Annotated in this window: 18 protein-coding genes and 4 pseudogenes; 16 read left to right on the top strand and 6 right to left on the bottom strand. The window is 65.9% G+C overall.

The window, feature by feature from the left end; all coding sequences use genetic code 11:
* From FUT88_RS20615 to FUT88_RS20595, 5 genes are all read left to right on the top strand, one after another.
* Positions 1-1997, top strand: a 1997-nt coding sequence (locus tag FUT88_RS20615) for a TonB-dependent receptor plug domain-containing protein (protein ID WP_261797235.1), incomplete at its 5' end; no start/stop codon positions are given.
* On the top strand, positions 1994-2566 hold the full coding sequence (locus FUT88_RS20610; protein ID WP_147217891.1) for a YfiR family protein: 573 nt from the start codon (positions 1994-1996) through the stop codon (positions 2564-2566). The genes FUT88_RS20615 and FUT88_RS20610, both read left to right, overlap by 4 nt.
* Positions 2563-4575 carry a putative bifunctional diguanylate cyclase/phosphodiesterase gene (locus tag FUT88_RS20605; protein WP_147217889.1) on the top strand — a complete coding sequence of 671 codons (2013 nt, stop codon included), beginning with the start codon at positions 2563-2565 and terminating at the stop codon, positions 4573-4575. The genes FUT88_RS20610 and FUT88_RS20605 overlap by 4 nt, the downstream gene beginning before the upstream one ends.
* Before the next feature lie 73 nt (positions 4576-4648).
* Entirely contained in the window at positions 4649-4948 is a 300-nt protein-coding gene (locus FUT88_RS20600) for a type II toxin-antitoxin system MqsR family toxin (protein ID WP_147217887.1), read from the top strand.
* A 2-nt stretch (positions 4949-4950) separates the two neighbouring features.
* A complete protein-coding gene (locus FUT88_RS20595) occupies positions 4951-5352 on the top strand; it encodes a type II TA system antitoxin MqsA family protein (protein ID WP_147217885.1) in 402 nt (133 codons plus the stop codon).
* A gap of 62 nt (positions 5353-5414) precedes the next feature.
* Here FUT88_RS20595 and FUT88_RS20590 read toward each other — a convergent pair whose 3' ends face one another.
* The 4 genes and pseudogenes from FUT88_RS20590 to FUT88_RS20575 all read right to left on the bottom strand — a co-directional run bounded on the left by FUT88_RS20590 (position 5415) and on the right by FUT88_RS20575 (position 10268).
* Positions 5415-6302 (bottom strand): EamA family transporter, encoded by an 888-nt coding sequence (locus FUT88_RS20590; RefSeq protein WP_147217883.1) that lies wholly within the window; start codon positions 6300-6302, stop codon positions 5415-5417.
* Positions 6303-6696: 394 nt separating this feature from the next.
* Positions 6697-8335, bottom strand: a pseudogene (locus tag FUT88_RS20585) (rhodanese-related sulfurtransferase).
* A pseudogene (locus tag FUT88_RS20580) lies at positions 8332-8999 on the bottom strand (cysteine dioxygenase). The pseudogenes FUT88_RS20585 and FUT88_RS20580 overlap by 4 nt, the downstream one beginning before the upstream one ends.
* 60 nt (positions 9000-9059) lie before the next feature.
* Positions 9060-10268, bottom strand: a complete 1209-nt coding sequence (locus FUT88_RS20575) for an acyl-CoA dehydrogenase family protein (protein WP_147217881.1) — start codon at positions 10266-10268, stop codon at positions 9060-9062.
* 197 nt (positions 10269-10465) lie between these two features.
* Here FUT88_RS20575 and FUT88_RS20570 point away from each other — a divergent pair, with 197 nt between their 5' ends.
* From FUT88_RS20570 to FUT88_RS20540, 7 genes and pseudogenes are all read left to right on the top strand, one after another.
* A complete protein-coding gene (locus tag FUT88_RS20570) occupies positions 10466-11557 on the top strand; it encodes an LLM class flavin-dependent oxidoreductase (protein WP_102067707.1) in 1092 nt (363 codons plus the stop codon).
* A gap of 9 nt (positions 11558-11566) precedes the next feature.
* Positions 11567-12405: pseudogene (locus FUT88_RS20565) on the top strand (class II aldolase/adducin family protein).
* Between the two features lie 67 nt (positions 12406-12472).
* Positions 12473-13480: an ABC transporter substrate-binding protein gene (locus FUT88_RS20560; RefSeq protein WP_102067705.1), complete on the top strand. Its 1008-nt coding sequence runs from the start codon at positions 12473-12475 to the stop codon at positions 13478-13480.
* 43 nt (positions 13481-13523) lie between these two features.
* Positions 13524-14561 carry an ABC transporter permease gene (locus tag FUT88_RS20555; RefSeq protein WP_147217879.1) on the top strand — a complete coding sequence of 346 codons (1038 nt, stop codon included), beginning with the start codon at positions 13524-13526 and terminating at the stop codon, positions 14559-14561.
* Positions 14555-15352, top strand: coding sequence for an ABC transporter ATP-binding protein (locus FUT88_RS20550; RefSeq protein WP_147217877.1), 798 nt, complete (start codon positions 14555-14557; stop codon positions 15350-15352). The genes FUT88_RS20555 and FUT88_RS20550 overlap by 7 nt, the downstream gene beginning before the upstream one ends.
* A 14-nt stretch (positions 15353-15366) precedes the next feature.
* Positions 15367-16533: a c-type cytochrome gene (locus tag FUT88_RS20545; RefSeq protein WP_147217875.1), complete on the top strand. Its 1167-nt coding sequence runs from the start codon at positions 15367-15369 to the stop codon at positions 16531-16533.
* A gap of 25 nt (positions 16534-16558) precedes the next feature.
* Positions 16559-17500 (top strand): ABC transporter substrate-binding protein, encoded by a 942-nt coding sequence (locus FUT88_RS20540; RefSeq protein WP_147217873.1) that lies wholly within the window; start codon positions 16559-16561, stop codon positions 17498-17500.
* Here FUT88_RS20540 and FUT88_RS20535 read toward each other — a convergent pair.
* Complete coding sequence (locus tag FUT88_RS20535) at positions 17497-17862, bottom strand: hypothetical protein (RefSeq protein WP_147217871.1); 366 nt, start codon at positions 17860-17862, stop codon at positions 17497-17499. The two genes, FUT88_RS20540 and FUT88_RS20535, sit on opposite strands and share 4 nt — an antisense overlap.
* Before the next feature lie 55 nt (positions 17863-17917).
* Positions 17918-18814: a LysR substrate-binding domain-containing protein gene (locus tag FUT88_RS20530; RefSeq protein WP_147217868.1), complete on the bottom strand. Its 897-nt coding sequence runs from the start codon at positions 18812-18814 to the stop codon at positions 17918-17920.
* 117 nt (positions 18815-18931) lie between these two features.
* Between FUT88_RS20530 and FUT88_RS20525 the strand changes: the two are divergent.
* The 4 genes and pseudogenes from FUT88_RS20525 to FUT88_RS20510 all read left to right on the top strand — a co-directional run bounded on the left by FUT88_RS20525 (position 18932) and on the right by FUT88_RS20510 (position 24165).
* Positions 18932-19992 (top strand): annotated as a pseudogene (locus FUT88_RS20525) (SMP-30/gluconolactonase/LRE family protein).
* 183 nt (positions 19993-20175) lie between these two features.
* Positions 20176-21114 (top strand): 5-dehydro-4-deoxyglucarate dehydratase, encoded by a 939-nt coding sequence (gene kdgD / locus FUT88_RS20520; protein ID WP_147217866.1) that lies wholly within the window; start codon positions 20176-20178, stop codon positions 21112-21114.
* 27 nt (positions 21115-21141) lie between these two features.
* Positions 21142-22713 (top strand): aldehyde dehydrogenase (NADP(+)), encoded by a 1572-nt coding sequence (locus tag FUT88_RS20515; protein ID WP_147217864.1) that lies wholly within the window; start codon positions 21142-21144, stop codon positions 22711-22713.
* Positions 22714-22812: 99 nt separating this feature from the next.
* Positions 22813-24165, top strand: a complete 1353-nt coding sequence (locus FUT88_RS20510) for an MFS transporter (protein ID WP_147217862.1) — start codon at positions 22813-22815, stop codon at positions 24163-24165.
* The last annotated feature ends 1 nt before the right edge of the window (position 24166 follow it).

Here is a 24166-nt window from a genome sequence, read left to right as displayed (position 1 = left end):
CGCTCGACCCGAAGCGATGCGCGCAAATGTTTGCGGTGGCGGGTGCGTTGCTTTCACACGCGGCGCTGGCACAAACGGAAGTTGCCGACCTCACCGCATTGCCCATCGAGCAACTCATGCAGGTGCAGGTCGTCACCAGCGCATCCAAGTACGCGCAAGCCGCAAATGAGGCGCCAGCCAACGTCTCGGTCATCACCGCGGCCGACATCAAAGCCTACGGCTGGCGCACGCTGGCCGACATTCTGGGCAGCCTGCCGGGGCTCTACACCAACTACGACCGCAACTACACCACGCTCGGCGCACGCGGCTTCCTGCGCGCGGGCGACTACGACACGCGCTTCTTGTTGCTGATCGACGGCCATCGCACCAACGACCCGATCTTCGACCAGGCATCCGTCGGCTCCGAAGCCATCCTCAACGTCGATCTCATCGAGCGGGTGGAATACGTGCCCGGAGCCGGCTCGGCGGTGTACGGATCCAACGCGTTGTTCGGCGTGATCAACATCATCACCAAGCGTGGCCGTGACATTGACGGCGTGCAGGCCAGCGGATCGACGGGTAGCGCCAATGCGCGCGATGCCCGCGTGACGTGGGGCAAGCGGGCCGAGAACGGCGCCGAGTGGCTGCTGTCGGCCAGCGTGAACGATGCCCCCGGCCGCGACCTTTACTTTGCCGAGTTCAATCAGCCCGGCGTGAGCGACGGCGTCGCCCGCGGCATGGATTACGACCGCGCCAAACGCCTGTTCGCCAAGGGCAGTTTCGGCGAGTTCGGGCTGACCTTCGGTTACGTCGACCGCACGAAAGGCGTGCCGACGGCCCCGTACGACCAGAGCTTCAATGACCCGCGCTCGCGCACCGTCGATACGCGGCAGATGTTCAACGGCACCTGGCAGCACGCGCTGGACGACACGACCGACGTGTCGGCGCGGCTGTTCTGGGGGCGCTATGTCTCGCAGGGGGATTACGCATACAGCCCCCCTCCGGTCGGCATCAACCGCGATGTGTTCGACACCGCCTGGTACGGCACGGAACTCAAGCTCGTGACGCGCCGCATCGAACGCCACACGCTGGTCATCGGCACGGAGCTGCAGCGCGACTACCGTGATGCGATGCGCAATTTCGATACGGTGCCGTACGCGAGCTACCTGGACGACCATCGGAACAACAACCGCGTGGGCCTGTACGTGCAGGATCAATTCATGCTCCATCGGGACTGGGTGCTGGATACGGGCCTGCGCTACGACCACACGAGCTTCGCGCCGGGCATCTTCAGCCCGCGCGTGGGTTTGATCTGGCACGCCGCCCCAACGACCACCGTCAAGGCGATCTACGGCATGGCCTATCGCGCGCCGAACGATTACGAGCTGAACTATCAGACCAGTGCGCCCGGCGGCCAGCAGGTCACCAACGGACTGTCGGCCGAGCGCATCCGCACGTATGAAACGGTGCTCGAACAACAAGTGGCTGCCGGCGGCAAGGCGACGTTGTCGGTGTTTCAGAACAACGTTTCCAACCTCATCAGCCAGAGCGAAGACCCGAACACCGGGCTGCTCTTTTTCAGCAACGTAGCGCGCGTGCGCACGCGCGGCGCAGAACTCGGCTACGAGCAGAACTGGCCGGGCGGCACGCGGCTGCGCACGAGCTACTCCTTCCAGCGTTCCGAAGATGTCGATACCGGCCAGACGCTGAGCAACTCGCCGCGCCACATGCTCAAGCTCAACGCCACCACGCCCGTGTGGCGCGACGATTGGCGCGCCGGGCTCGAGGCGCGGTACATCAGCAACCGGCTGACGACGGCGGGGCAGGTGGGCGGCTACTGGATCGCCAACCTGACCTTGCTGGCGACACGGTTGGCGCCCAATCTGGAAATGTCGGCCAGCGTCTACAACCTGTTCGATCGACGCTATGCCGATCCGGCCGGGCCTGAGCTGATGCAGCGGTCCATCGAGCAGGATGGCCGTGCATTCCGCGTGAAATTCACCTACACCTTCCGATGAACAGCCCGCACGGCACCGCCCGACGCGCCCGATGGCCACGCACGCGCAGGTTGTGCGTGGCGCTGGGCGCCGTGCTGGCAGGCGTGGCATGCATGGGTGCCGCGCACGCGCAGATGCAGGCCAGCGAGGTGCAGGTCAAGGCGGCGTTCATCTACAACTTTGCGCTGTTTACCAACTGGCCGGCCGATGTCATGCAGGCCGATGCCCCGATGGTGGTGTGCGTGACAGCACAGCACCCGTTGCAGGCGGCCTTGGAAAAACTGACAGGAAAACCCGTGCGCGGACATCGCCTGGAAATCCGAAAGATCAATGACGGCACCGTTACCGGCTGCCATGTCCTCGTGTTCGACGCACGTGCCTCAAACGGTGTGCGCGTCGATCCGGCCTCGCCCGTGCTGACGGTGTCCGACAGCCCAAAGAGCCAGCGCGCACCCGGCAACCCCGACCCGATGATCGCGTTGGCGCTGCATGAGAATCGCGTGGTCTTCGACATTGATGCAGTGGCTGCCCGGCAAGCCCATCTGCAGCTCAGCTCGCAACTGCTGCGCCTGGCAAGGACGGTGCAATGAGCGAATCCATCACGACCCCGCGGCCGCGCCTGGGGCACTCCATGGTGCGGGCCAATATGGCCGGTGCCGGCGCGGCGCTGACCATCGCCGGCTTCCTGCTCATCGTGTTTCAGTTCATCGCACTGCATGCGGCGCTGGTGCGCGACGTGCATGTGCAGGCGCGCATCGTCGGGGCCAACAGCGTGGCGGCGCTGCTCTTCAATGACCGTCGTGCGGCAGAAGAAACGCTTGGCGCGCTGGAGGCATCGCCGTCGCTGCGCGCGGCCGGCATTTTCAGTGCACTTCGCAAGCCCTTGGCGCTGTATCAGCATGGCGACGCGGCGCCCGTGCTCGCCCCCGATGCCGCCATGCTGCGCGACTCGCATGTCTCCACGCTCACCACGCTGGAGGTGGTCGAACCGGTGGAGTCGGAGCGCCGCGTGATCGGCTATGTGGTGGTGCGCTCCAGCCTGACCGAGCTGTACATGCAACTGCTCGGCTATGCCGTGCTGACGGTATCGGTGGGCATCGGCGCGATGGGTCTGGCGTATCTGGTGATCGCCCGCATGCGCCGTGCGGTGCTGCAGGCCGAGGCGCACCTGGACTACCTCGCCCATATCGATTCCGTCACGGAACTGCCGAACCGGCACGCCTTCAATGAACGCCTGCAGGTCTCGCTCAAACGCGCGGGCCAGGCGGGCGCGGTGGGGCTGCTCCTGCTGGATCTGGACAACTTCAAGGTCGTCAACGACACACTGGGCCACAACAACGGCGACCGCTTGCTGCGACAGGTTGCGCGGCGGCTGAACGACGTGATCGACCAGGCCAACCTGCGCGCCGTGTTGTGCCGCATCGGCGGGGATGAGTTTGCGGTCATCGCAGAGCTGTCGGGCCGCGCGCAGATTGCCGAGACGGAAGCGGCAACGCTGGCCGATGGATTGGCCAAACGCATTCTGGCCGCGCTCGCGGCGCCGTTTGCGCTGGATCTGCATCAGATCTACGTGACGGCCAGCGTGGGCGTGAGCCTGTATCCGCATGATGCGCGCGACGTGCAGGCGCTCACGCGCAACGCCGACACGGCGATGTACCACGCGAAGAATCACGGCAAGAATGCGGCCGCAAGCTTCACGTCGGAGATGGATCAGCAGGCGCGCCGCCGCCTGCGCGTGGAAGCCGACCTGCGGCGCGCGCTCGACCGCGACGAACTGCTGCTGGCCTATCAGCCGCAGGTGCGCCTGCGCACCAAAGACGCACACGACGCCGTCATCTCCAAGGCCAACGTCTACGGCGTGGAGGCGCTGGTGCGTTGGCGCCATCCGGAGATCGGGCTGATCGGCCCGGGCGAGTTCATCGCCGTGGCGGAGGAAACCGGCCTCATCGTGCCGCTCGGACTGTGGGTGCTGCGCACCGCGTGCGAACAGGCCGTGCGCTGGATGCGCGAAGACGGCATCACGCTGCAGGTGGCCGTCAACCTGTCGGCGCGGCAGACCCGCGATCCGGCGCTCGTTGAAAACGTCATGGACGTGCTGCGCGAAACCGGCATGCCGCCGCATCAGCTCGAACTTGAAATTACCGAGAGCGTGCTGATGGAAGACATCGAAGACAACATCGCGCTGCTCGAATCCCTGCATGCGGCCGGCATCAGCCTGTCGATCGACGATTTCGGCACGGGGTATTCGTCGCTGGCGTATCTGCAGCGCTTCCCGATCCAGAAGCTCAAGATCGACCGCAGCTTCGTGCAGCGCATGCCCGGCGACGGCGAGGCCATTGCCGGCGCGGTGATCGCCATGGCGCACAGCCTGCGCATGCAGGTGGTGGCCGAAGGCGTGGAAGACCCCGACCAGCTCGCATTGCTGCGCGACGCCGGCTGCGATCTGGGGCAGGGCTACCTGTTCTCGCGTCCGCAGCAAGCCGACGCGTTGCTGGCGTGGCTCAACCGGCTGGACAATCCTGCGGACAGCGGCACTGTCGACGGTGCCGAAGAGGACGCCGTGCCCAGCGGCTCGTTGCCGTCGTCGTTGGCCGGATAACTTCTCTCGCAGAAACGTCGTTTTCGGAATTAACCTATTTGGTATACTAACCAACTAGGTTAAGTTGGCGTGCATGGAAAAACGTACGCCGCACGCCAAACTGTCGCTCATTCGCGAACTGATCCGATCGGGCAGCGTACGGGCGACACGCAGTGCATACGAGGGGGCGCTGGAACTCGGTATCACGGACTTGGCAGGCATGTGCGCAGTCGTCATGACGGTGACGCCGCAGTGCTTCTACAAGAGCATGACAACCCATGCCGACCACCGCGTGTGGCAAGACGTCTATCACGCCAGGGCGCACGGCCAGGACGTCTACCTGAAGCTGACCGTGGTTGATGGCGTGCTGATCGTTTCCTTCAAGGAGCTTTGACCATGAAATGCCCGAGCTGCGGTGCCGCCGAGCTGATTCATGACACACGCGATGTGCCGTACGCCTACAAAGGCGAGACGACTGTCATCCCGTCCGTCACTGGATCGTTCTGCCCTGCATGCGACGAGATCGTGCTCGAACGCGGGCAGGGCGACCGGTATGGCGAACTGGTGTCGGCGTTTCAGCGCCAGGTGAATGCCACCTATGTTGATCCGGCCTACATTGCGGCGGTGCGACGCAAACTGAATCTGGACCAGCGCGAGGCCGCCGAGATTTTTGGCGGCGGCGTCAATGCGTTCTCGCGCTATGAGACCGGGAAGACGAAACCGTCTCTGGCGCTGGTGAAACTCCTGAAGCTTCTCGACCACCACCCCGATCTGCTGGCTGAAATCAAGGCAGCTTGATCGCCCTCCAAAGAAAAAGCCCGCCAATGTGCGGGCTTTTTTTCGACCACCATCGGGCACGTTCAAGCAGCCGCCCGCCGCGCCGCCCGCGTAGCCCCAGCCGTCAGCACCACCACGGCCGCCAGGATGATGCCCGTTGCGCCCAGCGTCTGCGGCGCGACCACTTCATCCGCCAGCCATGCGCCCATCAGCAGGGCGATGGGCGGGTTCACATACACGTAGCTTGTTGCCATGACGGTGGACACGCGTTCCACCAGCGCCATGTAGGCGGTGAACGCGATGGCCGAGCCGAACACCACCAGGTAGCCCCATGCGAGCGCGGCATGCATGCCGATGTGGCTGGGCCACGCTTCGCCGGTGAGCAGGCTGAGCACGACGAGTGCCACGCCGCCAAAGGCCATCTCCAATACGAACGCCGTCATGCCCTTGGGCATGTCGATGCGCTTGGAGAGCTGCGAGCCGAACGACCATGACGCAATGGCCGCGGTCAGCGCGAGCACGCCGACCGTGCTGGCCTGGAACTCCGCGCCACGAAACAGCACCGCAATCCCGATGCTGCCCAGCGCAATCGCGCCAATCTCATAGGCACGCAGGCGGCCGCCGGCCAGCAGCGTCCAGAGCGTGGAGAACAGCGGCATCGACGCGATCATCACCGTGGTCGCACCCGACGAGATGGTCTGCTCGGCCACCGCCGTCATGCCCATGCCGCCCACCAGCATGAACGCGCCGATCAATGCGCAGTTGCGGACCTGGCGCAAGGTCGGCCGCTCTTCGGGCTGCTTGCGCTGTCGCAGGATGACCAGCGGGGCGAGCAGCACCGCCGCAGCCAGAAAACGCGAGCCCATCATCAGAAAGGGCGGCAGATCGGTCAGCGCAAAGCGGATGGCGAGATACGTTGTGCCCCACACCACGTAGGTGATGAGCAGGCACAGGGCGATGAAGGGGGACATGCCGGAACCTCTGCGAGGAAGTCCCGATGCTACTCAACGCCGGCTTATGCGCAAAACGAGTTTTGTTATCGCTCGTTGTGAGCGGCGTTAGCAAGCAAGTGAGCGGAGGCGTATGTGGAGTTTGAGACGCCAATCACGGGGTTCCAGACCTCACGTTCGGGGTGACGAACCCGGCGTGCGGGGTTTGGAACCCCATGCATGGCGTTCAGAACCTCAATGTTGGCGTTCGGACTACGAGATATCGAGGTTCTGAACGCCACCGGTCACGTTCCGAACGCCACCGATGGAGTTCGGAACCTCAAGCGCGGCGTCTGGAACCTCAAGCGTGGCGTGTTGGAACCCCAAGTGTCGAGTTCAGAACGCCAAGCGTGACGTTCCGAACCTTTGCGGCCCCTCAGATGACCCGGAACCCGTGCGTTCCGTCGCGCCGCAGCTGCTCCACCAGACCGAACTCCCAGTCGAGATAGGCCTGCATGGCGGTGCGCGGCGCGCTCGTGCCTTCATACGGGCGGCGGTAGCGGTCGATGCGGGGTGAGGCCAGGCGGGTCTCGCCGGCTTCAACGGGCAGACCGGCGGCCACCCATGCTGCGGTGCCTCCGTCGAGCACCCACACCTCGGCCTGCGTCAGCTTGGCAAGGTCGGCGGCGGCAAAGCGGGCGAGCTGGCTGGAGCCGCACGTCAGCACGTAGCGGCGGGCCGCCGGGATGCGCGCCAGCGCCGCGGGCAAGTCGGAGCGCACGGCAAACCACGCCCCCGGAATATGCCGCGCAACGTAGTTGGCGCTGCGCGTGACGTCGATGACGGCGGTGTCGCCCGCTTCCAGCCAGCCGGCCAAGGCGCGGGCGTCGACCGTGCGCACGGCCGGAGATTGTGGAGCGGGCGTCTGCCACGTGCCGGTGACGTTGCGCTGGCTGGCGTCGATCGGATCGACGACATAGACCTCCCAGCCCATTTGCGCGAGCCACGAGGCGGACATGTCGGCGCGCACGCCGTCGTCATCGGCCAGGACGATGCGGGCGCCGCGCACGGCAGCCGTGTGGTCGGTTTCCTGCACGAGCTGGCCGCCGGGCGCGCTGGCAAAGCCGGGCAGGTGGCCGGCGGCATATTCCTCGGGCGTGCGCACGTCGAGCTTGTAGACCGTGCGGTCCGGTGTCTCGAGTTTGGCAACCTCAGCCAGCGCAATGCGCGGCACGTTGGCGCGTTCGGCCACGGCGCGTGCATCGGCCTGGGCCTGCGCGCGCGTTTCGGCAGACACGTCCTGCGGGTGACGGCGCTGGCGCCATGGTCCAGCACTTGGTCGGCCAGCAGCCAGCCGATGGTGCCGTTGCGCAGTGCCGCCACCGGGTTGGGAATACCGGCATTCACGAGCGATTGCGTGCCGATGATGCTGCGCGTGCGCCCCGCGCAATTGACGATGACCTGCGTGTTCGGGTCCGGCGCCAGCTCGCGGATGCGCAACACCAACTCGGCGCCCGGCACGCTCGTCGCCGTGGGGATGCTCATGGTCTGAAATTCTTCATAGCGGCGCGCATCGACGATCATCACGTCGCGCTTGGCATCAAGCAGCGCCTTGACTTCCTGCGCGCTGAACGACGGCGTGTGGCGATGCGCTTCCACGTATTCGCCAAAGGCCTTGCTGGGCACGTTGACGTCCTGGAACACTTCGCCGCCGGCGCGCGCCAGCCATCGAGGCCGCCTTCGAGCAGGTACACGCGCGTATAGCCCAGTTCAGCCAGCTTGGCCGCCGCGCGCGGAGCGAGGTCCACGCCATCGTGCACGCCGTACAGCACGATCAACGTATCGCGGCGCGGAATGCGCGACCACGCTTCCAGCTCCAGCCGGGAGAGCGGCAGGTTGGCTGCCCACAGCGGGTGCGCTTGTGCGTACGGGTCTTCCTCACGGACGTCGACCAGCGCGATCTCCTTGCGGGCCAGCAGGGCGGCGCGCACGTCGGCATACGCCAGTGTCGGCACGTGGGTTTCGGCCAGCGGTGCAGCGACCGGCGATTCGATGGCGTCGATGGTGGTGCTCATGATGCAGGCGTGTCCTTGGAACGGTCCCAGAGATTGGGCAGATGGGTATTCGAATAGCCGGAGACGAAAGGCTTGCGTTCGCCGTCTTCCGTATAGACGGAGCGGTGGATGCCGCCGATGTTGCCGCCGTAGACGTGGATGCTGATCGACGTGCGATCGTCAAAGGCGTTGTGCACGCGGTGGATGTCCCCCACGCGCGGCGAGACGTGTTCCACAGCGCCCGGCTCCAGGCGGATGGCCGGGCCGTCGGGTTCCGGTTTGCCTTGCGCGTCGAGCTTGAACGGTTGCGAGTATTCAGCGCCGCGCAGCATGCCGATCAGGCCCCACGTGGTGTGGTCGTGGATCGGGGTGCGCTGGCCGGGCCCCAGACAAAGCTGACGATGGAAAAGCGCTCGCCGGAATCGGCATGCAGCAGGAACTGCTGGAAGTGCTCGGGGTGCGGCTGCGCGTATTCAGCGGGCAACCAGTCGTCGCGGGCGACAAGCGCGCCGAGCAGGGCTCCGGCGCGCGAGAGGATCTCGGCTTCGGTCGGCTGCTGATCCAGCAGGCGCGACAGCGCAGTCACGAAATCACGCAGCGGTGCGATGGACTGGATTGCGGGTGCCGCAGAGGAAACGGCAGCGGAAACAGCAGCGGAAGCGGCAGCGAGGGCGGGCGTGCTCATCGGCGGGTTCCTGATGTGGGGTTTCGGTGCATCTTGCTGGACTTGATGGGCGACGTCCAGCTAAACCCCGAGCGCAGTGCGGCCGGCTGCCAGCAGGATGGAATCGTTCTGCGGCGTGTGGATGCGGCTGCACAGCACATCGCGATAGTGGCGCTCGAGCGGGTTGTGGCGCGACAGCCCATGGTTGCCGGACAGCTGCAACGCCAGCTCCACGGCGCGGATCGCGTTGGTGGTGACGGTGTACTTGAGCAGCCCGCTGTCGGTCATGGAAAGCGGCGAGCCGGCATCTGCGGCCTCAGCTGCGTGATCGAGCAGGACGCGGTTGGTGCGCAGCGCGGCGGCGATCTCGCCCGCGGCTTCCTGCATGCGCGGCAGCGTGGCCAGCGGCCCGCCCAGGTTGGCCGGCGCACGCGTGTTCAGGAACGCGACAAGCCAGTCGCGCGCGGCCTGGGCCACGGCGTCGTACAGGCTGCCGAGCAGCACGTTCATCCAGGCTTGCTGGTCGAGCTGCGCGCTGGTGTCGGCTTGTGCGGCGCCGTGTACCGGCCATTCGGCAGCAGGGCGGATGTCGACGGCGTGGTCGAGCGGAATCTCCACATCTTCCAGGACGACGTCGTGGCTGCCCGAGGCACGCAGGCCCAGGTGGTTCCAGGTTTCTTCAATGCGGATGCCCGGCGTTTCCGGCAACGGGCGCGGCACGAGAAAGATCCCCACGCGCGGCTCGGCTTCATCGGTGCGTCCCCACACGGCCAGCCAGCGCAGCGCAGGGCTGCCGGTGCTGTAGAGCTTGCGGCCCCGGATGCGCCAGTTGTTGCCCACGCGCGTCGCCACGGTGGCGGGCAAGCCGCCGCGTGCGGGCGTGCCCAGGTCGGGCTCCACGCGCAGCGCGTTGATGAGCGCGCCTTCATTCAGGGCGGTGGCAAACACCTGTTGCCTCACGTGTGTGGGCCAGCGTGTATCGGCACGTGCGATGGCGCGGTGCTGCAGGTACGTCATGGTCAGCACCAACGCGGTGGCTGCATCGGCATGGGCGATGGACGCAATGATCTGGCGTGCCGTCTGCAGGCCGGCGCCACCACCGCCATGCGTTTGCGGGATGACCTGTGCAATCAGGCCCGAGGCGTGCAGCAGCGCGAAGTTGTCATGCGGGAAGCTGCCCTGCACATCATGCTCTGCGGCTGACGCGGCCAGCTGCGGAGCAATGGTGGCCAGCACTTCGGCAAGCCGGTCGGGCGGCGTTGGCAGGCGATGCAAGGGAGCAGGCGACATGGCGATGCAATGTGCGAAGCAGGTGACATTGGCGCACAGCGTATCCGGGTTGCCACGCGCCGCGAACGACCTATGCCGTATATGCAGCGTTGAAATTATTCGTTAGTGCAATGCGGGTGGTGACGTAACTTCATTCGCATTCATGGCGGGGCGCATTGCCTCGCAAGTCTTCTAACGATATGCGGAATGGAGCCAGCATGAGCGTCGATTTCATCGGCATGATCCAAAGCCAGAAGCAGTCGGAAATTCACCCGCCCGATCCGAACGGGCCCGTGATCGACCGCGATTACGTACGTGCCTTTGCACAGGCGCACGAGCAGGCCGGCTTTGATCGCATCCTTGTGCCGCACCATTCAACGGGGCCGTCGGCCACGCTCACGATTTCGTATGCAGCCGCGTTGACGGAGCGCATCCACTTCATGCTTGCGCACCGGCCCGGGTTTACCAATCCGACGCTGGCCGCGCGCCAGATTGCCACGCTGGATCAGTTCACCGGTGGCCGCCTGGGCGTGCACTTCATCTCGGGCGGCTCCGACAGCGAGCAGCGTCGCGATGGCGACTACCTCGACCACGACCAGCGCTATGCACGCACGGACGAATACCTGGGCATCCTGCGGCGCATCTGGACAGAGTCGAAGCCGTTCGACCACGAGGGCACGTTCTATCGCTTCGAGCAAGGTTTCTCTGAAGTGAAGCCCGCGCAGAAGCCCCATGTGCCGATCTACTTCGGTGGTGCTTCGGACGTGGCCGTCGAGGTGGCCGGCAAGCATGCCGACGTGTATGCGCTGTGGGGTGAGTCGCTCGACCAGGTGCGCGATCTGACAACGCGCGTGCGGGCGGAAGCCGCCAAGCACGGCCGCAGCATCCGGTTTTCTGTGTCGTTCCGCCCAATCCTGGCGGAAACGGAAGACGCCGCCTGGGCACGGGCAGAGAACATCCTTGAGCGGACGCGCGCGCTGCGTGTGCAGCAGGGCTACAGCCGAGGCGGCCCGCAACAGAGCGAGGGCGCACGCCGCCTGCTCGCGGCAGCCGAACAAGGCGAGCGCGTCGACAAACGTTTGTGGACGGCCATCGCCAAGGAAACCGGCGGACGCTCCAATTCCACCGCGCTGGTCGGCACGCCGGAGCAAGTGGCCGATGCGCTGCTCGACTACTACGACCTGGGCGTCACCACCTTCCTGATCCGCGGTTTTGATCCGCTGGAAGACGTGGTGGATTACGGCCGCACGCTCATCCCGCGCGTGCGCGAGCTGGTCGCGCAGCGTGATGCGCAGCGCAAGGCCGCGTGAGGCACGGGCATGAGCGCAGTCCTTTCCATCGAGCGCCCGGCATCGTCCACGCTCAAGCTGAACAGCACGCCGCAGCAGAAGTTCTGGTTTGATCCACCCGCCACGCGGCCGACGCTCGAGGCCGAGCGGCGCCATCGGCAGGAGCGCCTTGCAGGCGCGTTCCGCCTGTTTGCGCGGCACGGCTTCGACCTCGGGCTGGCGGGGCACATCACCGCACGCGATCCGGAGTTGACGGACCACCTCTGGGTCAACCCGCTGGGGGTGCATTTCTCGCGCATCAAGGTGTCGGACCTCCTGCTCGTGAACGCGCGTGGCGAGACCGTCATCGGCAACCGGCCGCTCAACAAGGCGGCGTTTGCGATTCATGCGGCGATTCACGAAGCGCATCCGCACATCGTGGCTGCGGCGCACACCCATTCGACCTACGGCAAGGCGTGGTCGACGCTGGGTCGGCCGCTGGATCCGCTCACGCAGGATGCATGCTCGTTCTATGAAGACCATGCGCTGTTCGACGACTTCACCGGCATGGTGGTCGATTCCAGCGAGGGCGAGCGCATCGCGCATGCGCTGACCAAGCCCGACGGCGGTACGCACAAGGGCGTGATCCTGAAGAACCACGGCATTCTCACGGCCGGCCCGACGGTGGAAGCCGCGGCATGGTGGTACATCGCGCTGGACAACGCTGCCCACACGCAACTGCTGGCCGAGGCCGCCGGCACACCGCAGCCGATCGATGCCGCCACGGCGCGCCACACGCACAGCCAGGTGGGCGGGCAGGAGGGCGCGCTGCACGCATTCGAGAGCCTGTACGCCGGCCTGGTCGCGGCGAGCCGGACGTGCTCGATTAAGCCGCCGCCTGACAGAACAGGTCGAACACATCCAACACATCGAACACATCATCACGGGGAGCATTCAATGAGCGAAGAGACCGCGGGCATCTCGCGCCGCAAGCTATTGCACGCAGCGGCCGCCACTGCGCTAGCCGCACCGGCATTGATCCTGGGCCGCAAGGCCTACTCGCAACAGCGCAAGCTGACGTTTGCCTGGAACCAGAACTCGTTTTGCCTGACGCCCATCGTGGTGGCGCAGGAACGCGGCTTCTTCGAAAAGAACGGGCTGCACGTCGACCTGATCAACTACAGCGGCTCGACCGATCAACTGCTCGAATCCATCGCCACCGGCAAGGCCGACGCGGCAGTCGGCATGATCCACCGCTGGCTCAAGCCGCTGGAGGCGGGCTTCGACGTGAAGATCATCGGCAGCTCGCATGGCGGTTGTGTGCGGCTTGTGGGCTCCAAGGCGGCGGGCGTCACGAACCTGGCGGCGCTCAAGGGAAAGACCGTGGGCGTGAGCGATCTTGCCGCGCCGGGCAAGCACTTCTTCACCATCTTGCTGGCCAAGAACGGCATTGACCCGGACAAGGACATCACCTGGCGCCAGTACCCGGCCGACCTGCTGGGCGTGGCAGTGGACAAGGGCGAGATCCAGGCGATTGCCGACGGCGATCCGAATCTCTACCTGCTGGAGAAGCGCACGAACGGCGCCTACGTGGAACTGGCCACCAACCTCTCCGGTGAATACGCGCGCAAGGTCTGCTGCGTGATCGGCGCACGCGGCGAACTGGTCCGCAATGACCGCCCGACGGCATCGGCACTGGCGCGCTCGATTGTGCAAGCCACGGATTTCGTCAACGAAAACCCGAATGAGGCCGCCAAGGTGTTTGCCAAGTATTCGCCCAAGGTGGCGCTTGACGACTTGCGCAAGCTCTACGCCACGCTCACGTACACACATCACCCGACCGGCGTCGACCTGCGCGACGAGATCGCTTTCTACGCGGAAGACTTCCGCCGCATCGGCGTCATCAAGAAGACCACCGATCCGCAGCGCCTGGCGCAGCACGTGTACGTGAATGTGCTGGCATGACGCACGGCGCGTGAGCATGTGAGTACATGAGGAACACATCGACATGAGCACCATCCCGCAAACACTGGAGGCGCCCGCCGCGCTCTCCAACCCATTTGCCGATGCCGTCGAGCGCGGAGGGGCATGGCGCACCGGCGCTGTGGCCGCATTGGCCTGGGCCGCCTTCGGGCTGCTGACGTGGCGCTGGCCCAACCACGTGGTCGGCTTCAGCGACTGGGCGTTCACGGCGGAGCTGGGCGTTGCCGCGTTGATTGTTGGCCTTGCGCTGTTCGTGGTGGCGTTGGCGGCGGGCCATGTGGCCCCGTTGCGCCCCGTGCAGGAAGCGCTGCAACCGGCCGGGCCATGGCTGATCGCCGTGCCTGCGGTGCTGGCGTTGTGGGAGGTGCTGACGGCCAAGTCCGGCGCATTGCCCACACCGTTCTTTGCGCCGCCGCAGGCGTTGATCGAGGTCTATTCGGAAGATTGGCCGCGTCTGGGCGACAGCGTGTTGAATACGCTCAAGCTGCTCGGCATCGGTTATCTGCTGGGCGCGTTGACGGGCTTTCTGGTGGGCGTGTCGATCGGCTGGTCGCGCGCGGTGGGCTACTGGGTGCATCCGGTGCTGCGCATTCTGGGGCCGCTGCCGGCGACGGCGCTGTTGCCGATCACGTTCTACTTCTTTCCGTCGAGCTATTCGGCGGCGGCTTTCCTGATCGCCCTGGCTTCCGGCTTTCCGGTGGCGGTGCTCACGTGGTCCGGCGTGGCGGGCGTGAGCAAAAGCTACTACGACGTGGCGCGCACGCTGGGCGCATCGAATGCGTTCCTGGTGCTGCGTGTGGCGATTCCGGCAGCGCTGCCGCAGGTGTTCGTGGGTCTGTTCATGGGGCTGGGCGCCTCGTTCACGGTGCTGGTGACGGCGGAAATGATGGGCGTGAAGTCGGGCCTCGGCTGGTACCTGACCTGGGCGCAAGGCTGGGCATCGTACGTCAACATGTACGCCGCGCTGATCGTCATGGCGCTGCTGTTCTCCAGCATCATCACGCTGCTCTTCAAGGTGCGTGACCGCGCGCTGGTCTGGCAGAAGGGGACGCTGAAATGGTAGCCGTGCTGGAACGCGAGGCGCCGGTTGCAGCCACTGTCGGGGCGCGCATCGACGTGCAGGGCGTCAGCCACTGGTTTGGCAGCCGCGCCAATCCGCTGCAGGTGCTCGACGGTGTGAGCCTGACCATACAACCGGGCGAATTCGTTGCGCTGCTTGGGCCAAGCGGCTGCGGCAAGTCCACGCTGCTGCGCCTGATTGCGGGGCTGGAGCCGCCCACGCGCGGCCGTATCCTGCAGGACGATGCGCCCATCAACGCGCCGGACCCTTCGCGTGTGGTCGTCTTCCAGGATCCGACGCTGTACCCCTGGCGGCGCGTGTGGGACAACGTTGCGCTGGGCTTGCAAGCGCGCGGCGTGCTCAACGCAGAGCGTGACCGCGTGGACGATGCGCTGGAACGCGTGGGCCTGGGCGGCTTTCATCGGGCGTTTCCCCATGAGCTGTCGGGCGGCATGGCGCAACGTGTGGCGCTGGCGCGTGCGCTGGTCAACGATCCGCAATTGCTGGTGCTGGATGAGCCGCTGGGCAAGCTGGATTCACTCACGCGGCTGGCCATGCAGAGCGAGCTGGTGACGCTCTGGCAGCGCGCGCGCTTCTCGACCGTGCTGGTGACGCACGATGTGGAGGAGGCGCTGTTCCTGGCGCAGCGCGTGGTCATCTTCAGCCCGCGCCCTGCGCGCATCACGGCGGAACTGACGGTGGATCTGCCTTACCCCCGCCATCGCGGCGACCCGCGCTTGAGCGCGTTGCGGCGCGAGGCGCTCGGTCATCTCGGCCTCGGCGAGACCTGGTAGATGGCGGCACCATCATGAGCGGGCCGCAAGCGACGGTCTGGCTCAACGCGCTGCTTGGCTTTCTGCAATGGGCGCAGCACGGCGTGCTGGTGCTGCTGCACACGCTGGGGCTGACCGGCGAGGCGCACGGGCAGCCGGCATGGCCGTGGGACGTGCGCATCGCCGGCGAGACTCTGTTGATCGATCTCGGGCAAGCGCGGCAGCTCGGCCTGACGCTGATTGCCTTGATGCTGGCATTGCTGGCCGTCGTGATCGCCGTGCTCGTGCGGCGGTGGCGGCCGGTGTCATCCGGCGTCGCGGCGGGCCTGCTTGTGGTGGCGCCGTGGCCGTCGGCGGTGGTGGTGGCGCCCGCCGTGCCGACGAGTTTCCATGTGAGCCCAACGGCGTTTTCGGTGGCGTCCATCACGCAGGGCACGCGCATCTACAACGCCGCGTGCGCAAGCTGCCACGGCGCAGACGGCCGGGGCGAAGGCCCGTTGGCCGCCACGCTCACGCGCTGGCCACCTACGGTGGTCGGCCCATTGCTTGGCCGTCATGCCGATGGCGAGCTGTTCTGGCATATCGCCCACGGCATGCAGGACACGCAAGGCGCATCCACCATGCCTGCATTTGCCGGTCGACTGAGCGACGCCGATATCTGGGCCGCACTCGACGCCATGAAGGTGCTGGCTGCGCGTGGCGGCGTGCGTGCCGGCGGCTGGCCACTGCCCGTGGCGCTGCCCGCGTTGTCGGTGCGCTGCGCAGACGCGCTGCCTCAATCCCTGGCGACGTGGCGCAACGGCCAGCGCGTGCGGGTGGTGGCCGTGGATGCGGCATCGCGCACCGACATCCCGCTGGAAGATCCGCGTTTCCAGACGTTGTTGATTACACCGGATGGCACGTTGCCGCCGCCAACGCGCGCTTTTGAGGCGCGTTGCGTGGCTGCAGGCGCTGACGCCTGGAACGTTTTCGCCACCATCGCCGGCGCCGAGCCCCAAGCGTTTTCCGGCACGCAGTTGCTGGCCGATCGCAACGGCTGGTTGCGTGCACGCGGCGCACCGGGCACGACGTGGTCCGATGCCGATTTCCTCTGCACCTCCGCTGCACGCGAAACCGCCCGCAGCACGAGCGGCCTCGATTCCTTGATCGCCCGCATGGACGCCGAACCGGTGCGCTATGTGAAAGGCGGCTTCATCCACTGACCCTCGACCGCATCGCTCCATCACCATGCCGCAACATCGACGACGTTTTCTGCAATCCACGCTGGCGCTTGCTGCCGCGCCTGCCTTGTCCATCGCGCAACCCCGCCTCGTGCTCAAGGCGGGCGACCAGAAGGGTGGCCTGCGCGCGCTGCTGGAAGCGGCCGACGCGCTCAAGGGCGTGCAGTACGACATCCAATGGACCGAGTTTCCGGCGGCTGCTCCGCTGGCCGAAGCGCTCAACGCGGGTGCAGTCGACCTGGGCCCGATTGGCGATGCGCCAGCCATCTTTGCCTTGGCGGCGGGTACGCGCATCAAGCTGATCGGCGCCAACCGATCAGACCCGTACGGCACGGCGGTGCTGGTGCGGCCCGATTCTCCGTTGAAGAGCGCGGCGGATCTGAAGGGTAAATCCATCGGTACCAACCGCGGGTCGATCGGGCATTTCGTGGCGCTCAAGGCGTTGGAGTCGGCGGGGCTGGGTCCGGACGATGCCAACTTCCGTTTCCTGCCGCCGGCCGATGCCAAGCTTGCGCTGGTCAACGGGTCGATCGATGCGTGGTCAACGTGGGAGCCCTACACGGCGATGGCCGAAACGGCAAAGCATGCGCGCGTGCTCGTCAGCGGGCGCGGGTTGTGGTCGGGCCTCAGCTACCTGGCAGCCACCGACGCTGCGCTGGCGGCCAAGCGCGATGCGCTGCGCGACTTTTTGCAGCGCGTGGTGCGTGCGCAGGTGTGGTCGTACCAGCATGTCGACAGCTTTTCGGCCACGCTGGCCCGCATCATCGGCATCGCGCCGGAGGCTGCGCGGCTGCAGTTCGCACGTCGACAGACGGTCTGGCGCGCCATCGATCCGCAGCTCATTGCGGAGCAGCAGCGCACGGCCGATTTCTACGTGAAGGTGGGCCTGCTCAAACAGCGGCTGGAGGTGGCCACCACGTTTGACACGGGGTTTCCGCTGATCGCCTAGCGGGCGTTGCCCGAATGGGATTCCGCACTGGGCCGCGAGCCGCCATGCGGGCCCGCCGTACCCGGCGCTTCTGCGACGTTCTTGGGCAGATTGGTGGCCGGCGTGACAGCGTCTGGCGCGTTGTTGCCGCCCTTGCCAAAGCGCGCCGCCAGACGGTCTTGCACTTCGGTCAGCTGCGCCTGCTCCTGCGCTTTCTGGGCGCGCTCCGTCTCGGCCTGTTGGGCAGCGGCGGCTTGCTCAGCCGGTGTGGGCGGCGGCAGTTTGCCGTGGGCGGGGTGCGACAAGGCAACCACGGTCAAGCCGATGGCCGCGGCGGCGAGCCAGATGGCGGTGCGTGGAATGGTCTGGGGTGTTTGCGGCATGGCGGTCTCCGTATCGGGGTCGCCATGGCTCCAGCAAGTGCGGTGCCGTGTGAGTTCAGCGCCGCTCGGCGAGGGCGTTGTGCAGCACCGTCTTGAGCACGTTGAAGACGGGGTTGTCGTTGTCCTTGCGATAGGCCATCCAGAGTTCCACCGGCTTGGCCGGCGTCGTGCGCACCGGGCGATAGACCACGCCCTCGAAGTGCAGCATGGCCGCTGCTGCGGGGATGAGCGCCACGCCGATGCCGGCACGCACCAGCGCCAGCATCGAGTGAATCTGGCTGACGTATTCCACGATGTCGGGCAGCACCTCCGCACGCTCCAGCAGGCCGCTGACCATCTGGTGGAAATAGCGCGCTTCGTATGGCGAATACATCAGCAGTGGCTGGCCCTCGCAATCGCGCAGGCTGGGGCGTTGCGGCCAGCTGTCGGCCACCGCTTCCGGCAGGGCAATCACGAGCGCTTCCTGCGAGCACGGCACGGCAATCAGCTCGCCGTGCTCCACCGGCGGGCGCAGCAGGCCGACGTCGATTTCGCGCGCATCCAGCGCCGCGAGCTGCGCGCCGCTCACCATCTCCTTCAGCGTCAGCCGCACGCCCGGTGAAGCCGCCCGCACGGCGCTCACGAGCGAAGGCAATTTGCCGTAGCCGACCGACGCGGTAAAGCCGATCGCCAACTGTCCGGCCGCGCCCGTCGCCACACGCCGGGCCGTGGCCGCCGCCTCATCCGCCAGGCGCAGGATGCGCGATGCGTCGGGCAGAAAACTGCGCCCAGCCGCCGTCAGCTTGACCGAGCGGCTGTTGCGCTCCAGCAGCTCCGTACCGACCTGGTGTTCCAGCAGGCGCACCTGGCGCGACAGCGGCGGCTGCGTCATGTGCAGGCGTTCTGCGGCCCGCCCGAAATGCAGTTCTTCGGCCACGGCGACGAAGCAGCGGAGTTGGCTGAGTTCAAACATCGATTCAAAACCTGTATGGATTGAGTCAGTGCTTATCTTGAAGCGGAAAGATCGCCGGTGCAAGAATCGGCTCGCCCTTCGGCTTGAAGGGCCAATGACAACCATCAGGAGACGAGCATGTCCATGGAAAGCGCGGAAGTTGGCCGTCGCAGGTTTCTCAAGAACGTGGCAGGGGCAGGGCTTGCAGCGGCCAGCGGCTTGGCCGGCGCGCAGAAGATCGAAGGGTTCAAGCCGAACGCGCGCTACCCCGACGTGGCGGTGGAAGTGCTCGACCCGAGCTTCCTGAAATACCGGCTCTACAGCAGCTCGGTAGAACAGCTTGCCACCGGCATGCGCTGGGCCGAAGGGCCCGTTTACTTTCCCGCCGGGCGCTACCTCCTGGTGAGCGACATTCCGAACAACCGCATCATGAAGTACGACGAGACGAACGGCGCGTTCAGCGTGTTCCGCGAGCCGTCGAACTACGCCAACGGCAATACGCGTGACCGACAAGGGCGCCTCGTCACGTGCGAACACTCCGTTACGCGCCGCGTCACGCGCACCGAATTCAACGGGAGCATCACGGTGCTGGCCGATCAGTACCAGGGCAAGCGGCTGAACGCGCCCAACGACATCGTCGTCAAGTCTGACGACAGCATCTGGTTCACCGACCCGACGTTCGGCATCAACGGCAACTGGGAGGGCTTCAAGGCGCCGCCGGAGCAGGCCACCACCAACGTCTACCGGATCGATCGAACGGCAGCATCCGCGCGATCATCACCGACCTCGTCAACCCGAACGGGCTGGCGTTTTCGCCCGACGAGAAGAAGCTCTACGTGGTCGAGTGGAAGGGCACGCCGTCGCGCAGCATCTGGAGCTACGACATCGCGCCCGACGGCACGGCGTCCAACAAGACCAAGCTGATCGACGCCAACGGCGCGGGCGCGTTGGATGGCTTTCGCGTCGACAAGGATGGCAATCTCTGGTGCGGCTGGGGCTCAGACGGGCGCGCGGGCGTCAACTCCGCCGACTACGACGGCGTGAAAATCTTCAACGCGCATGGCAAGCCGATCGGCTTCATCCACTTGCCGGAACGCTGTCCCAACCTGACCTTCGGCGGCCCGAAGAACAACCGCCTGTACATGGCGAGTTCGCACTCGCTGTATGCCCTTTACGTGGAGGCCGAGGGCGCGGTGTAAGGCGGCACTGACCGGACGCGGCCGCCCCGTCACGTGCGGCCGCAGCATCGGGATCAGCGACCTAGGGAAGACCCTGTATCAATACAAGATCTGTATTGATCGAGTTATTAGTTGGCTTGGACTTGAATCGATGCGGGTGCAAGAATTCGCTCATCAACAACACGCATTCATCGCGAGCGAGACATGTCCCGATACAGCCCCAAAGAATTCGCCCAACAGATCGGCTCCGGCCTGCTGTCCTTCCCGGTCACGCACTTCAAGGCCTCTGACCTGTCGTTCGACGAGGCAGCGTATCGCGCCAACCTGAACTGGCTGTTCAGCCACGATGCCGCCGGCCTGTTTGCAGCGGGCGGCACGGGCGAGTTCTTCTCGCTCACCGCGGCTGAAACCGACCGCGTGGTGCGCGCAGCCGTGGCTGAAACCGGCGGCAAGATTCCGGTGATCGCCCCGGCGGGCCGTGGCACGGCTGAATCGATCGAATACTGCAAGGCGGCTGAAGCTGCCGGCGCAGACGGCATCCTGCTGCTGCCGCCGTACCTGACCGAAGCGTCGGCCGACGGCGTGGCCGCGCACGTGGAGCAGGTCTGCAAGTCGACCAAGCTGGGCGTGATCGTCTACAACCGCGCCAACCAGATCCTGGACGAAAACCACCTCGAACGCCTGGCCGACCGCTGCCCGAACCTGGTCGGTTTCAAGGACGGCGTGGGCGATCTGGAACTGATGACCCGCATCTACGCCCGCCTGGGCGACCGCTTTACCTACGTTGGTGGCCTGCCGACCGCCGAGACCTTTGCTTTGCCGTACTTGACGATGGGCGTGTCGACGTATTCGTCGGCCATCTTCAACTTCGTACCGAAGTTCGCGCTAGAGTTCTACGCCGCCGTGCGCGCATTCGACAATGCCAAGGTCTACAAGATGCTCAACGCGTTCGTGCTGCCGTACATCCAGCTGCGCAATCGCAAGCGTGGCTATGCGGTGTCGATCGTCAAGGCCGGTATGAAGGTCATCGGCCGTGACGCAGGTCCGGTCCGTGCTCCCTTGACCGACCTGACCGACGCCGAAATGGCAGAACTGTCGGCGTTGGTGTCGCGCATTGCCGAAGTGGAAAAGCTGGCGGCCTGAGCGCAACCGAAAACACAAGGAATCGATATGCAATTGAGCGGCGAACTGTTGTTGGGTGCTGCCCGCGTAGCGGGTGGTGCCGGCAAGGTTCGCGCCATGAACCCCGCTACCGGGGAATGGCTCGAACCGGAATTCACCCTGGCCTCAAAGACTGATGCCGCACGTGCCGCCGAACTGGCCGCCGCGGCTTTCGACGTTTACCGCGAGACCGCGCCGGAAGCCCGCGCAGCGTTCCTGGAAGCCATTGCCAGCCAGATCGAAGCGCTGGGCGATGCGCTGATTGAACGCGCGATGGCGGAATCGGCATTGCCGCGTCCGCGCCTGGAAGGCGAGCGTGGCCGCACGTGCAACCAACTGCGCCTGTTTGCAAGCGTGGTGCGTGCCGGTGACGCCGTGGGCGCGCGCCTTGATTCGGCCCTGCCGGAGCGCAAGCCGCTGCCGCGTTCCGACCTGCGCATGCGCCGCATTGCGCTGGGCCCGGTGGCCGTGTTTGGCGCAAGCAACTTCCCGCTGGCGTTCTCGGTGGCCGGTGGCGATACCGCGTCTGCTCTGGCTGCAGGCTGCCCGGTGGTCGTAAAGGCGCATCCGGCACACCCGGGTACGTCCGAACTCGTGGGCCGCGCCATTCAGGCCGCGGTCGTGCAGTGCGGACTGCCGGAGGGTGTCTTCTCGCTCATCCTGGCGGACAACGATGTGGCGGGCGCACTGGTGGCGGATCCGCGTATCCAGGCCGTCGGCTTTACCGGCTCGCGCGCAGGCGGTCTGGCGCTGTTGCGCATTGCGCAGGCACGCCCGCAGCCGATTCCCGTGTATGGCGAACTGAGCGCCATCAACCCCGTCTTCCTGCTGCCCGATGCGCTGGCCAAGCGCGCTGCGGCGCTGGGTCAGCAGTACGTGGCGTCGCTCACGATGGGCGCGGGCCAGTTCTGCACGAACCCGGGTCTGCTGCTCGCCATCGATGGGCCGGAATTGGATGCCTTTGAAGCGGCTGCCGCTGCCGCCATGGGCGACGTGGCTGCGCAGCCGATGCTCACCGCGGGGATCCACACTGCCTACACGCGCGGTGTCGACAAGCTGGCTTCCGAGGCAAACGTGCGCTGCGTCGCGCGCGGGCAAGGCAGCGACCAGCCCAACCGCGGGCAAGCCGGCTTCTACGTGACCGATGCCAAGAGCTTCCAGGCGCAACCGGCGCTGCACGACGAGATCTTCGGCGCCACCGGCCTGGTCGTGCGCTGCCGCGATGCAGAAGAGTTGCGCACGCTGGCCGAATCGCTCGAGGGCCAGTTGACCGCCACGCTGCATCTGGACGCCGGCGACACGGCGATCGCACGTTCGCTGCTGCCGATTCTGGAGCGCAAGGCGGGCCGCATTCTGGCCAACGGCTGGCCGACCGGCGTCGAGGTGTGCCACGCCATGGTGCACGGTGGGCCGTGGCCGGCGACGACGGATGCACGCACGACTTCGGTCGGCACGGCGGCCATCGAGCGCTTCCTGCGCCCGGTGTGCTACCAGGATCTGCCGGCCGAACTGCTGCCCGAAGCCCTGCAAGATGCCAACCCGCTCAAGCTGCGCCGGCTGGTGGACGGAAGCTGGGCCTGAAGCCGTAACAGTCGAATAGCAAAAACAACACGCCGGGCCGCACAGGACCCGGCAACTTGACCCGACCGGCACGACGGGTGCCGGCTTAAGGAGGAGACGATGGACATCAAGGCCCCCGCAGTGGGAGCACAGGCCGTGCCGCGCGCTGAGCGCATGAGCCGCGTGCGTTTCGTGATCCTCGCGATGCTGTTTATCGTGACGACCATCAACTATGCCGATCGGGCGACCATCTCCATTGCCGGCTCGGCCATGCAGAAGGAACTCGGCATCGACGCCGTGTCGCTTGGCTACATTTTCTCGGCGTTTGGCTGGGCTTATGTGATCGCCCAGATTCCGGGGGGCTGGCTGCTCGACCGCTTCGGTTCCAAGCGCGTGTACACATTCAGCATTCTGCTGTGGTCGCTGTTCACGTTGGCGCAGGGCGCGATCGGCTTCTTTACCGGCGCCACCGCCATCGTCATGGTGTTCTGCCTGCGCTTCCTGGTGGGTGCGGCCGAGGCGCCGTCCTTCCCGGCGAACAGCCGCATCGTGGCAGCGTGGTTCCCGGCCAATGAGCGCGGCACTGCGGCGGCCATCTTCAACTCTGCGCAATATGCCGCCACGGTGGTGTTTGCTCCGCTGATGGCGTGGTTGGTGCACGCGTTCGGCTGGCATCACGTGTTTATCGTGATGGGCGTGGTCGGCATCGTCATGGCGGTCGTGTGGCGAGCCTTCGTGCACGAACCGAAGGACCATCCGGGCGTCAACCGCGCAGAAATCGAGTACATCGAAGCCGGCGGCGGCCTGGTCAACATGGACCGCGCGGGTGTGGCCAAGGCCGAAGGGCCGAAGCTCGGCTACGTGAAGCAGCTCCTGCAGAACCGCATGCTGATGGGCGTGTACATCGCGCAGTACTGCATCAATGCGCTCACGTACTTTTTCATCACGTGGTTCCCGGTGTACCTGGTGCAGGCGCGCGGCATGTCGATCCTGAAAGCAGGGTTCGTTGCGTCGATTCCGGCGGTGTGCGGCTTCCTGGGCGGCATCCTCGGCGGGATCATCTCTGACGCGCTGCTCCGCCGTGGCGCCTCGCTGTCGGTGGCGCGCAAGGTGCCCATCGTGCTGGGCATGCTGCTCTCCATGACCATGGTGATCTGCAACTACGTCGATGCGCAGGCTGTCGTGGTGGCGGTGATGGCGCTGTCGTTCTTCGGCAAGGGCCTCGGCGCGCTGGGCTGGGCGGTGAACTCCGATACGGCGCCCAAGCAGATTGCGGGCTTGTCGGGCGCGCTGATGAACACCTTCGGCAACCTGTCGAGCATCACCACGCCCATTGCCATCGGTTACATCGTCAACACCACGGGTTCGTTCAACGGTGCGCTGGTGTACGTGGGGATCCATGCGCTGGTCGCCATCGTCTGCTACCTGTTCATGGTCGGCGAGATCAAGCGTGTGGAACTGAAGCCGCTGTAAG

The organism is Ralstonia sp. TCR112 (genome assembly GCF_007997035.1).
Taxonomy (GTDB): Bacteria; Pseudomonadota; Gammaproteobacteria; order Burkholderiales; family Burkholderiaceae; genus Ralstonia; species Ralstonia edaphi.
Note: the sequence above shows the minus strand (reverse complement) of the source record. Positions and strands in the feature narration are given on the sequence as shown.

Bases quoted from the DNA above. Each gene is read 5' to 3' on its own strand.
- FUT88_RS20610 (WP_147217891.1), top strand. From the start codon at position 1,994: ATGAACAGCCCGCACGGCACCGCCCGACGCGCCCGATGGCCACGCACG.
- FUT88_RS20605 (WP_147217889.1), top strand. From the start codon at position 2,563: ATGAGCGAATCCATCACGACCCCGCGGCCGCGCCTGGGGCACTCCATG.
- FUT88_RS20600 (WP_147217887.1), top strand. From the start codon at position 4,649: ATGGAAAAACGTACGCCGCACGCCAAACTGTCGCTCATTCGCGAACTG.
- FUT88_RS20595 (WP_147217885.1), top strand. From the start codon at position 4,951: ATGAAATGCCCGAGCTGCGGTGCCGCCGAGCTGATTCATGACACACGC.
- FUT88_RS20590 (WP_147217883.1), bottom strand. From the start codon at position 6,302: ATGTCCCCCTTCATCGCCCTGTGCCTGCTCATCACCTACGTGGTGTGG.
- FUT88_RS20575 (WP_147217881.1), bottom strand. From the start codon at position 10,268: ATGTCGCCTGCTCCCTTGCATCGCCTGCCAACGCCGCCCGACCGGCTT.
- FUT88_RS20570 (WP_102067707.1), top strand. From the start codon at position 10,466: ATGAGCGTCGATTTCATCGGCATGATCCAAAGCCAGAAGCAGTCGGAA.
- FUT88_RS20560 (WP_102067705.1), top strand. From the start codon at position 12,473: ATGAGCGAAGAGACCGCGGGCATCTCGCGCCGCAAGCTATTGCACGCA.
- FUT88_RS20555 (WP_147217879.1), top strand. From the start codon at position 13,524: ATGAGCACCATCCCGCAAACACTGGAGGCGCCCGCCGCGCTCTCCAAC.
- FUT88_RS20550 (WP_147217877.1), top strand. From the start codon at position 14,555: ATGGTAGCCGTGCTGGAACGCGAGGCGCCGGTTGCAGCCACTGTCGGG.
- FUT88_RS20545 (WP_147217875.1), top strand. From the start codon at position 15,367: ATGAGCGGGCCGCAAGCGACGGTCTGGCTCAACGCGCTGCTTGGCTTT.
- FUT88_RS20540 (WP_147217873.1), top strand. From the start codon at position 16,559: ATGCCGCAACATCGACGACGTTTTCTGCAATCCACGCTGGCGCTTGCT.
- FUT88_RS20535 (WP_147217871.1), bottom strand. From the start codon at position 17,862: ATGCCGCAAACACCCCAGACCATTCCACGCACCGCCATCTGGCTCGCC.
- FUT88_RS20530 (WP_147217868.1), bottom strand. From the start codon at position 18,814: ATGTTTGAACTCAGCCAACTCCGCTGCTTCGTCGCCGTGGCCGAAGAA.
- kdgD (WP_147217866.1), top strand. From the start codon at position 20,176: ATGTCCCGATACAGCCCCAAAGAATTCGCCCAACAGATCGGCTCCGGC.
- FUT88_RS20515 (WP_147217864.1), top strand. From the start codon at position 21,142: ATGCAATTGAGCGGCGAACTGTTGTTGGGTGCTGCCCGCGTAGCGGGT.
- FUT88_RS20510 (WP_147217862.1), top strand. From the start codon at position 22,813: ATGGACATCAAGGCCCCCGCAGTGGGAGCACAGGCCGTGCCGCGCGCT.